Consider the following 10,571-nt stretch of genomic DNA (forward strand, 5'->3'; position numbering starts at 1 on the left):
AATTGGTTGAATTGGTTGAATTGGTTGAATTGGTTGAATTGGTTGAATTGGTTGGTTATCTCAATCATCCAATTCCTAAATCTATTCACCATTCGAGGGTCGACGTTCATTTTCTCTTGTTTTCGCCCTCAGTCCGCTGACCTTCGACCTTCCAGCTTAGTCCTCTCAGCTGTCACACATACTCGCGCACCCCTTTGAACGTCCGGCGGTGGATGGGGCAGCATCCGTGGCGCACGATGGCTGCCCGGTGCGTCTGGGTGGGATAACCTTTGTGCCGGCAGAATCCGAATTCAGGAAACAGGGTGTCCACCTGAGTCATGATCCGGTCCCGGGTGACCTTGGCCACGATGGATGCGGCAGCGATGGAGATGCTCAGCGAATCCCCTTTTTTTATGGCCTGCTGAGGCAGCTCCGAGGCGATGGTAAAAATGCCGTCGACCAGAAGATGCTCCGGGCGGGGCCGTAGGTTGGCCACCGCCATGGCCATGGAACGCAACGTGGCCTGCAGGATGTTGATGCGGTCGATCTCGACCGTGTCCACCACGCCGATTCCGATGGCGTCGGCAACGGTATACAGACGGTCGTAGAGGCGGTTGCGCTTGGCCGGCGTCAGCTTCTTCGAATCGTCGATCCCTGGAAGGTCGGCACCCTCGGGCAGGATGACTGCGGCGGAAACAACGGGACCGGCCAGGGGACCCCGGCCGGCCTCATCGATGCCTGCAATGATCTGATGACCCATGTCACGGGCCTTTTTTTCAAATACCCAGATGTCTGACATCAACCGTTGCCAATCTACTTGAATCGTTTTTCCCGGATTCTGGCCGCCTTTCCGCGCAGTTTACGCAGGTAGTAGATCTTGGCCCGGCGTACCCGGCCGCGGGTAACCACTTCGACCCGGTCAATGATGGGCGAATTCGTCGGGAAGACTCTCTCGACCCCCACACCGTATGAGACTTTGCGGACCGTGAAGGTCGCGTTGGCCATCCCCTTTTTCCTGCTGATGACCACGCCCTGGAAGGCCTGGATGCGCTCTTTGTTGCCCTCGCGGATCTTCACGTGAACGGTGACGGTGTCTCCCGGTTTGAAGTTAGGCAGATCCATGCGGAGCTGTTCTCTTTCGATGTTCTTGATGATTTCCATGATCACTCCCTGAAATTGGTTTATCGTTTAAATTTTTTTCCCAGCACCCGGTCCAAGATGATCGACACCGCCGATCGCACCGACAGGTGATTGTATGTTCCCGCCCCGGTCAGCGGATCCAGGATGAAATCCGCGTCGGCCATGAACGTGTCGGAAAGTCCCCAGGCCGTGCCGAACGCCAGGACGATCGGCGCCGGATCGACCAGCATGTCACGCAACCGCCGGTAGGACAAGCTCCCCGCGTGTCGTCGGGCCGTGGTGGCCACTGTTTTTGGCCGGCGGCCCTCCACTTCGGCAATCTCGCTGATCATCTCGGCGGCGGTGGCCTTAACCCGGACCAGCTCCAGCGCCTGCTGTCGATTGGGGTTGTATGTTCTCCCCACGCCGTTGAGCCAGTGGTCCAGGATGCGCTTCACCAGTAACATCTGGTCTTTCAATGGGGTGATGACATAATAGCCCTCGACCCCATAAGTCCTGCACACCCTGGCAATGTCGTGCAGGTCCAGGTTGGTGACCGCTGAAGCGATCGTTTCCCCGTTTTTATCGATCACCGGATGGTGAATCAGGGCGACATACAGCCGTTTACCCGATGAGCCTGTCAATGTCCCGACGCCATTTTACCAGTAATTCCCGCTCCTGCGGAGATAACTCCCGTTGTGCCAACAGGTCCGGCCGCTTCATGAATGTCCGCATCAGGGCGGTTTCCCTGCGCCACCGCTCGATCTCCTGGTGGTTCCCGGACAACAGCACGTCGGGCACCGGCTCATCGTCGACGGTTGACGGACGCGTATAATGCGCGTGCTCCACCAACCCGTCGCAGAACGTATCGCTTCCGGCGGAGTCGTCGTTTCCCAGTACACCGGGAATCAGCCGGACCACCGCATCGATCACCACCATGGCACCCAGTTCACCGCCGGTGAGAACGAAGTCGCCGATAGAAATCTCACCATCCACATGCAGGTCGACAAACCGTTCATCCACGCCCTCGTAGCGACCGCAGACCAGAATGAGTCCCTCCTCGGATGCCAGCGATTGAGCCAGGGGCTGATCGAACCGCTTCCCCTGCGGGGAAAGCAGCAGCGTCGTGGCCGATGGCATGCCCTTTTTGGCTTCTGCCAGGGCCGCGGCCAAGGGTTCCGGTTTCATCACCATGCCGCAACCCCCGCCGTAAGGCCGGTCATCCGTGACCCTGTGCCGCCCTTTGGCATGGTCGCGGATATTGATTGTCGCGGGATTGATTTTTTGCCCCTGAACCGCGCGCCGTATAATCCCGTGATTCCAGAACGGGTCGAACAGTTCAGGGAAAAGGGTCAGTACACAAAATTTCATGGGCAATTTATCATCCCCGTGACCCCATAGGCTTTAAGATAGTTAATTTGGCAAGGCTAGTGGGAGGAAGCCGTATTACATTATACTGCGACGATCGATAACGCAGTCCAAATTAACTATCTTAAAGCCTATACAGCCCTTCCGGCGGGTCCACGATCATGGTCTTGCCGTCCAGGTCGATCTTCAGAACCACGTCGCCGATGGCGGGAATCAGCATTTCCCTCGTCTGTCCGTCCTGCCTGCCCCGAACCACGTAGATATCGTTGCCTGGCGTGGGAATGACCTCTTCGAGCTGCCCCAGGTGGGCTCCGGTGGTATCATAGACCCTCAGCCCGACCAGGTCTGACCAATAATAAGTGTCTTCCTCCAGCGGCGGCAGGCACGCTTTATTCACGAAAAGGGTCGAGCCGATCAGGCTTTCGGCCTGAGTGCGGTCGGCCACGCCGTCAAGGGTCATCAGGAGCACCCGGCCGTGGGTCTGCACCCGCTCGACGGCCATCGACCGAACCGAGCCGTCGGGAAGCGCCACCCGGATACCCTCCTCCGCTTCATAGACGGACAGGGAATCGGCATAGGAGTTAACCTTGAGGCTGCCCCGAATGCCGTGAACACCGACCACCCGCCCCACCATGACGAGATTCGCCCGGTTATTGAGGCTATTCGATGATTTCAAGAACCGTACGTTTTTTAATCTTGGCAGACGCCGCGCTCAACAGGGTGCGCATGGCCCGCGCCGTCCGCCCTTGCTTGCCGATCACTTTACCCAAATCCGCTTTGGCCACTTTCAATTCAAGGACAGAGGTCTGGTTCCCCTCAATCTCCTCAACGGAAACCTGGTCGGGAAAATCCACCAACTCCTGCGCAATGAACTTGATCAGCTCTTTCATAGCTCCATCTCCTTTGCTGCGGCGGAGAACCCGGGCCGGCGCAATCCGTTATTCCCCAGTGGCGAAAACACCTTCACGTTTCAGGATCGCTTTGACCGTATCGCTGGGCGTGGCGCCCTGGCCGATCCAGTAATTGACCCGGTCTTTATCCAGGACCACCTGTGCCGGATCCTGCAGCGGGTTGTAGGTACCGAGCTTTTCCAGAAAACGACCGTCCCTGGGGCTGTCACTGTCAGCGGCAACGATCCGGTAAAAGGGTCTCTTTTTCGCCCCATGCCGGGCCAGTCTGATTTTTACTGCCATTGTAGTTCTCCTTTAGAAGGGCAGCATGCCGCGGCCCAATCCGCGCATACCGCCTTTATTGATTTTCTTCATCATTTTCATCACCTGGGCGTAATTTTTGAGCAGGCGGTTCACATCCTGAACCCGGGTTCCGCTTCCGGCGGCGATCCGCTTGCGGCGGCTGCCGTTGATAATTCCGTATTGATTCCGCTCATGGGGGGTCATGGAGTTGATGATCGCCTCGATGTGGACCAGCTCCTTTTCGTCCACCTGCAGGTTTTTCATCTGTTTGATCGTGCCCATGCCGGGAATCATGCCAAGGATATCCGTCAAGGAGCCCATTTTTCGGATCTGGCGCATCTGGTCGCGGAAATCCTCCAGGGTGAACTGGTTCTTTCGCAGCTTCCGTTCAAGCTCGACGGCTTTTTTTTCGTCCACCACCTCCTGGGCCTTCTCGATCATGGTGAGAACGTCCCCCATACCGAGAATCCGGGAGGCCATGCGATCCGGATGAAAGGCTTCCAGTTCGCTGAGCTTTTCACCCACGCCGATGAACTTGATGGGTTTGCCGGTGATCGACCGGATAGACAGGGCTGCACCGCCCCTGGCGTCACCGTCCATTTTAGTGAGCACCACGCCGCCGATGTCCAGGCGTTCGTCAAAGGATTTGGCGATGTTGACCGCATCCTGGCCGGTCATGGCGTCGGCCACCAGCAGGATGTCCGTGGGCGTCATCGCCGTGCGAATGCGCGACAGCTCGTCCATCAGCGTTTCATCGATGTGCAGCCGTCCGGCGGTATCCAGCAACAGGGTGTCGCAACCCGCCTTTTGGGCCGCCACCCGGGCATCCTGGCAGATCTTCACCGGATCCATATCCGGCGTGGAATCGAAAACCGGCACGCCCAATTGGTCGCCCAGCTTTTTCAACTGGTCAATGGCGGCGGGGCGGTATACGTCCGCAGGCACCAGATAGGGTTGTTTTCCGGTTTTTCGCAGCATCACCGAAAGCTTCCCCGCCGTGGTGGTCTTACCCGAGCCTTGAAGGCCCACCAGCATCACCGCAACCGGTTTTTCACCGGTCAGGCTCAGCCCCTGATGGGTTTCTCCCATGAGTTGGGTGAGCGACTCATTGACGATCTTCACCACCTGCTGGCCAGGGGTAAGGCTGCCCATTACCTCCTTGCCAAGCGCGCGTGCCTTGATGTCGGCCACCAGCTGTTTGACCACCTGGTAGTGGACATCGGCCTCTAAAAGTGCCATACGCACCGCTCGCAGGCCGTCGGCAATATTCTTTTCAGAAAGCTTGCCCTGCCCCTTGAGCTGCTTGAAGACCGAATTTAACTTGTCGCTGAGCGTATCAAACATGACCTTTTACCGGCGTATCAACTAAAACCTTGAAAGTAGATTTTTTTAAATGGTATGTCAAGATATAAAAAAAAGGCCAAAAGGCCTCGTTTCCTTGTATAATCGACGTGCATGGCAGGTCCGCACTCCCTGCCAGACCAGACACCCCCTGAAAACGCCGGACCGGCAAACCGAGCCCGGCAGGTGGATCCCACATCATGGCCGCAGAATCAAGTAAAATCGATATCAAAGACCTTTCCCGGCAGCATTTGGCCGATTGGCTGGAGGAAAGGGGCAGGCGCCCTTTTCGCACCGACCAGATATTGGGGTGGGTCTACCTGCGCCAGGCCGACCGGTTTGACGACATGACCAACATCGCCAAATCGCTGCGGACGGACCTGGAAACAGCTTTCGTCAATCCTCGCCTGCAAGTGGAAAGCGAGGCGGTCTCCCGAGACGGGTCCCGCAAACTGCTGTTCAGGCTGCGTGACGGCCTTCACATCGAAACGGTGATCATCCCCGAAAAAGGCCATTTCACCCTATGCATCTCAAGCCAGGTGGGCTGCCGGCATGGATGCCGGTTCTGCATGACGGCCAAGGCAGGATTTGTGCGCAACCTGTCCGCCGGAGAGATCGTCTCGCAGGTGCGCGATGTCCTCCATCAGGTGAATGCCCAAGGCGGGATGCCCCTGACCAACATCGTCTTCATGGGCATGGGTGAGCCGCTGGCCAACTACGAGAATGTGGTCCAGGCCTTAGCGACCATTACCAACGGGAATTGGGGCCTCAAGATCTCCACGCGGCGGGTCACCGTGTCCACGGCGGGGCTGGTCCCGGAAATGGCCGACTTAGGGCGCGACACCCAGGTGAACCTGGTCGTCTCCCTCAACGCCACTGACGACGAGACCCGCACCCGCCTGATGCCCATCAACCGAAAGTACCCCATCGCCGACCTGATAGCGGCCTGCCGGCGTTATCCCCTGCCGCCCAGGCGAAAGATCACATTCGAATATATCCTGATGAAGGGCATCAACGACAGCATGACCGACGCCGAGCGCCTGGTCAAACTGCTGCGACCCATCAAAGCCAAAATCAACCTGATCCCCTTCAACGAGCACCCGGGCAGCGATTTCAAGCGTCCGGACCCTTCCAGGATCAGCCGGTTCCAGGAATTGCTGGCCGAGCATCATTACACGGTGATCGTCCGCCACAGCAAGGGCCAGGACATCGGCGCCGCCTGCGGCCAACTGAGTGCCGAGGTCCGAGACCTGAATACGCAGGACTGATCTCTGAGCAATGATCACCGCATTCGGTATTCGACGGGTTCGGCCTTTTCCCTCCTCATAGGTGTGTCCTCCGACCTCAGGCCTCCGACCTCGTCTTTACCTATATCAAAAACCGCTTGCTCTCTGCAGGCGGAGTCCCCAATACCGTCACCTGCCGGCGGTGCCCGCCCACATGCACATTGACCGTCACCGGCGTATCGTTCGGCGCCTTGCTGTAGCCGACACAGATGCCGGCGGCCAGCATGATCATGGGCTCGCTTCCCCCGCCGGGAATAACCACCAGCGGGCCGGGGAAATCGGCTACCTTCAACACCATGTCCGTTTCCGGGTCAATGCAGCGGTTGATCTGCTCGTTGTCCTGCTGAGTGCGGCCAACCACGATTTTGGTTTTTGAATTCAGGCGCATGTGTCGACCGAATTTGAGCAGGTCGAGGTCCTTTTCCGGATAGGTCGCCTGGTGGTCGAACAGATCCTTGAGCCGGCGACTGAAAATCTGGTCCGTCAACAGACACCCGCCGGTTGGTGCCGGAAAATCGGTCACCCCGAATTTTTCGGCCAGCTGCAACTGCGGTTTCCGAGACCGGCCGGTAAGGCCCAACAGCTGCTCCCGGTCCACCCGCCCATCCTGTTCCGGGATGGTCTCTGGCAGCATTTTGGCCGAAAGCGGCCTGACGATGGAACCGCTATATCCGGAGTGTTTTTCCACATAACGCAAGGAGGTGCGGGTTTGGCTCATGGGTCGCTGCCCCAGCACCTCGCCGGAAAAGAGGAAATCGAAGCCCTTTTCAGTCATGATCTCGCCGGCCAGGCGGAACATCAGGCTGTGGCAGTCCATGCACGGGTTCATGTGCTTGCCCAAGATAACCGAGGGCGACCGCATCATCTCCATGTATACCGGGGTGATATTGCGCACCATGAGCGGAACACCGATGTGTTCCGACGCCTTTTTTGCCTTTGCCGAAGAGAAAAAAGGCGTCTCGAAGGTGACCCAATGCACATCGATCCCCTGTTCCCGAAGCACCAGCGCACTGAGAATACTGTCCAGTCCACCGGAACAAAGCCCTAAGGCACGTGTGGTCTTTTTTTCAGCAGCCATGGCTTCCTTTCTGTACCCGATCCTACAACGATGGCTTGTTGCATGAATAAGGGTAAAAACACACCTTGCCCCTGTCAAGCGACGGTACCGACGAGCCCATGAGGAAGGGATCGAAAATAACCGGCCCCCTAAGATCGGTGGGCATCGTTGCCACTCGGCAAAGCCGAAAAAATCAAATCCAGGCGGTTGTTTGGGGTTTAAGCCTTGACGAAATACATAACAGCTATGATATAGCTTCAACAACCCGGATTCTGGAATTGAACATTTTGGAATCAAGGGATTGAGATACCGCAGGCTGCCGGCGCTATCCCTTGATGATCAACAATTGATGATCAACAATTCCTGAATTCCAGCATTCCCCATTTTATTTCTGGAGCCACACATGAAACATGAAATCAGCCTGACCGTCAACGGCGACACCTACAACCTGGCCGTGGAAGCCTGGCGGACCCTCAACGAAGTGCTGCGCGAGGACTTGAACCTGACCGGGACCAAATTGGGCTGTGGATCGGGAGACTGCGGCGCCTGCACGGTCATCGTGGATGGCAAGAGCGTCAGCTCCTGCCTGACCCTGGCCGTGGAGATGGATGGCAGACAGATCCTTACCGTGGAAGGGCTGGCCCCTTCCGGCGAGACGCTGCACCCGATCCAGGAGGCCTTCATCGAGAAAGGGGCCATCCAGTGTGGATTCTGCACCCCCGGCATGGAGCTCTCCGCCCTGAACCTGCTTGAGACCAACCCGCGCCCCAATGACGCCCAGATCCGATCGGCCATATCCGGCAACCTCTGCCGCTGCACCGGTTACAACAAAATCGTGGATGCCATCGCCGAAGCCGGTCGACGCATGAATCCCCAATCCAAGAGCAGGAGGTAACGGCCATGCCAGCAGCCCAGTTCGACTATATCGCGCCAACGACCATTGACCAGGCGGTGGCCGCCCTGGTCAACGGTGGCAGGGATACCCGGGTCATGGCCGGCGGCACCGACCTGATTGTCAAGATTCGCCATCGGATGCTGTTTCCCAAGTGCATCGTGAACCTCAAGCGAATCGCGGGTCTGGATGCCATCACCGTCGATAAAAAAACCGGGCTGGCCATTGGCGCCACCGCCCTGTTGGCGGACGTAGCCGCCCATAAAGGCATCCGCCGGCATTATCCCACCGTGGCCGAAGCGGCCGGTTCCACCGCCAACGTGCAGGTGCGCAACATGGGCACCGTGGTCGGCAACCTATGCAACGCCTCACCCTCGGCGGACAATGCCCCCACCCTGATGGCCATGGCGGCGACGGTGGACATCACCGGCCCTTCGGGCAGCCGGCGCATGCCCCTGGACCGATTCTTCCAGAGCCCGGGCGTCACCGCGCTCGAGGCCGGTGAAATCGTCACAGCCGTCCGCGTGCCCCCTCCCCCTGCCGGATCGGGAACGGCCTACCACAGCCTCTCCCAGCGCGGAAAACTGGACTGTTCCGCGGTGGGCGTGGGAACCATGATCGTGTTGGATGGCGACCGCTGCACGGATGCCAGAATCATCGTCGGCGCCTGCGCCCCGGTGCCCATGCGCACCCCCGAAGCCGAGAAAACCTTGATCGGGAAACGGATGACCGACGACCTGATCCGCCGGGCGGCCCAGACGGCATCGCAAGAAACGTCGCCCATCACCGACGTGCGGGCCAGCGCATCGTACCGATGGAAAATGGTCGCCGTCCTCGCTATTCGGGCATTGACCGACGCCCGGCAGATGGCCTTGCGCAAATCCACGTCCAAATAAGGAAACCCAAGCCATGCCCATGGAAACAAAGACCCTCATCGGTAAGGATGTTCCCCGAACCGACGGCCGGGCCAAAGCCACCGGCCAGGCCATTTATGCCGACGACATCAAGCTGCCCGGGATGCTTTTCGGCAAACTGCTCAGAAGCCCGCTGCCCCACGCCCGCATCCTGAGCATCGATACTGCCAAAGCAGCTGCCATGCCCGGTGTTCACTGTGTCATCACCGGGCAGGACATCCCCCGGGTCACCTACGGAAACTGGCGTCTCTTCCCCGGCACACAGGACGAGTATGCATTGGCCATGGACAAAGTGCGCTTCATCGGCGACGAGGTGGCCGCCGTGGCCGCCGTGGACCGCGAAACCGCCGAAGCTGCCGTCGAGCAGATTAAAGTGGAATACGAAGCACTTCCCGGCGTCTTCGATGTGGCCTCCTCACTGGCCACGGGTGCGCCGGTGGTCCACGACACGTCGCCCACCAACATCAGCATCGACCGCAAGATCGCCTACGGCGATATCGAGGCGGGGTTTGCCGCATCCGACTATGTGCGTGAGGACACCTTCACCGTTCACGCCGTCAGCCACGCCTACATGGAGCCCTGCGCCTGCGTGGCCCAGAGCGATCTGGACGGCCGCATTACCTTGTGGACCTCCACCCAGACCCCCTACATCGTGCAGTGCCTGCTGGCCTCCACGCTGAACATGCGCGAAAACGACATCCGCGTGATCAAACCGGCGGTGGGCGGCGGGTTCGGCGGCAAGATGGAGCTTCGCCCATGGGAGTTCTGCGCCGCCTTCATGGCCCGCCAGACCGGTCGGCCGGTGAAGTTCACCCTCACCCGCGAAGAGGAGCTGGCCTTCGGGCGCCGGCGCCACCCCATGACCATCCGCTCCAAGGTGGGCTTTAAGAGCGACGGCACGCTGGTGGCCAAGGACCTGCACATCTACCTGGACGGCGGCGCTTACAACGCCATGGGCCCCACCGCCACGTTCCTTTCGGGCAATTTCGGGGCCATGCTCTACCGCTACCCCAGCTACCGCTACCTGGGCGAGCACGTCTACACCAACAAACCGCCGGCCAGCGCCATGCGCGGTTTCGGCGCCCCCCAGACCTTGTTTGCCGCCGAGACCCAGATGAACATGGCCGCCGAAGAACTCGGCATCGACCCCATCGCCATCCGCCTGAAAAACGCCATGGTGTCCGGCGACGAACTGCCCGGCGTGGCCACGATCAGTTCCTGCGGATTCGTGGAATCCCTGAAGGAAGTGCGCCGCATCAGCGGCTGGTCCCGCAAGCGCAAAGGTCTGAAAACCGGCCGGGGCGTGGGCATCGGCTGCTACAGCTTCATCTCCGGCGGTGTCTTCAACTGGTTCAACACCCAGTATCCCTTTTCGGCCGCCGAAGTGCGCGCCTTCGATGACGGCACCGTCCATCTGCTGAC

At 59.1% G+C, this 10,571-nt stretch carries 13 protein-coding genes; 4 read left to right on the forward strand and 9 right to left on the reverse strand.

Annotation, left to right across the window (positions count from 1 at the left end; genetic code table 11):
• Positions 1 to 172: 172 nt before the first annotated feature.
• From ABYV26_RS12635 to ffh, 8 genes are all read right to left on the reverse strand, one after another.
• Positions 173 to 778 carry a ribonuclease HII gene (locus tag ABYV26_RS12635; protein WP_372681512.1) on the reverse strand — a complete coding sequence of 202 codons (606 nt, stop codon included), beginning with the start codon at positions 776 to 778 and terminating at the stop codon, positions 173 to 175.
• Between the two features lie 14 nt (positions 779 to 792).
• Entirely contained in the window at positions 793 to 1,140 is a 348-nt protein-coding gene (gene rplS / locus ABYV26_RS12640; RefSeq protein WP_372681514.1) for a 50S ribosomal protein L19, read from the reverse strand.
• Positions 1,141 to 1,160: 20 nt separating this feature from the next.
• Positions 1,161 to 1,742: an RNA methyltransferase gene (locus ABYV26_RS12645; RefSeq protein ID WP_372681516.1), complete on the reverse strand. Its 582-nt coding sequence runs from the start codon at positions 1,740 to 1,742 to the stop codon at positions 1,161 to 1,163.
• Complete coding sequence (gene trmD, locus ABYV26_RS12650; protein ID WP_372681518.1) at positions 1,723 to 2,469, reverse strand: tRNA (guanosine(37)-N1)-methyltransferase TrmD; 747 nt, start codon at positions 2,467 to 2,469, stop codon at positions 1,723 to 1,725. Before trmD ends, ABYV26_RS12645 begins: the two co-directional genes overlap by 20 nt.
• Positions 2,470 to 2,590: 121 nt before the next feature.
• Positions 2,591 to 3,142: a ribosome maturation factor RimM gene (rimM, locus tag ABYV26_RS12655; RefSeq protein WP_372681520.1), complete on the reverse strand. Its 552-nt coding sequence runs from the start codon at positions 3,140 to 3,142 to the stop codon at positions 2,591 to 2,593.
• Positions 3,126 to 3,356, reverse strand: coding sequence for a KH domain-containing protein (locus tag ABYV26_RS12660; RefSeq protein ID WP_372681522.1), 231 nt, complete (start codon positions 3,354 to 3,356; stop codon positions 3,126 to 3,128). Before ABYV26_RS12660 ends, rimM begins: the two co-directional genes overlap by 17 nt.
• Positions 3,357 to 3,404: 48 nt before the next feature.
• Positions 3,405 to 3,659: a 30S ribosomal protein S16 gene (gene rpsP, locus ABYV26_RS12665; RefSeq protein ID WP_372681524.1), complete on the reverse strand. Its 255-nt coding sequence runs from the start codon at positions 3,657 to 3,659 to the stop codon at positions 3,405 to 3,407.
• A gap of 12 nt (positions 3,660 to 3,671) precedes the next feature.
• Complete coding sequence (gene ffh / locus ABYV26_RS12670) at positions 3,672 to 5,003, reverse strand: signal recognition particle protein (RefSeq protein ID WP_372681525.1); 1,332 nt, start codon at positions 5,001 to 5,003, stop codon at positions 3,672 to 3,674.
• A gap of 197 nt (positions 5,004 to 5,200) precedes the next feature.
• Here ffh and rlmN point away from each other — a divergent pair, with 197 nt between their 5' ends.
• A complete protein-coding gene (gene rlmN, locus ABYV26_RS12675) occupies positions 5,201 to 6,268 on the forward strand; it encodes a 23S rRNA (adenine(2503)-C(2))-methyltransferase RlmN (protein ID WP_372681527.1) in 1,068 nt (355 codons plus the stop codon).
• Between the two features lie 100 nt (positions 6,269 to 6,368).
• Here the strand turns inward: rlmN and ABYV26_RS12680 are convergent, their stop codons facing one another.
• Entirely contained in the window at positions 6,369 to 7,364 is a 996-nt protein-coding gene (locus ABYV26_RS12680) for a tRNA 4-thiouridine(8) synthase ThiI (RefSeq protein WP_372681529.1), read from the reverse strand.
• A 382-nt stretch (positions 7,365 to 7,746) separates the two neighbouring features.
• On the opposite strand from ABYV26_RS12680, the gene ABYV26_RS12685 reads away from it, so the two are divergent.
• From ABYV26_RS12685 to ABYV26_RS12695, 3 genes are all read left to right on the forward strand, one after another.
• Positions 7,747 to 8,238 carry a (2Fe-2S)-binding protein gene (locus ABYV26_RS12685; RefSeq protein ID WP_372681531.1) on the forward strand — a complete coding sequence of 164 codons (492 nt, stop codon included), beginning with the start codon at positions 7,747 to 7,749 and terminating at the stop codon, positions 8,236 to 8,238.
• 5 nt (positions 8,239 to 8,243) lie between these two features.
• Positions 8,244 to 9,131: a xanthine dehydrogenase family protein subunit M gene (locus ABYV26_RS12690; protein WP_372681533.1), complete on the forward strand. Its 888-nt coding sequence runs from the start codon at positions 8,244 to 8,246 to the stop codon at positions 9,129 to 9,131.
• A 13-nt stretch (positions 9,132 to 9,144) separates the two neighbouring features.
• A partial coding sequence (locus ABYV26_RS12695; RefSeq protein ID WP_372681535.1) for a xanthine dehydrogenase family protein molybdopterin-binding subunit occupies positions 9,145 to 10,571 on the forward strand: 1,427 nt, incomplete at its 3' end.

Source organism: Desulfosarcina sp., assembly GCF_041551955.1.
In the GTDB taxonomy this organism is placed as follows: Bacteria; Desulfobacterota; Desulfobacteria; order Desulfobacterales; family Desulfosarcinaceae; genus Desulfosarcina.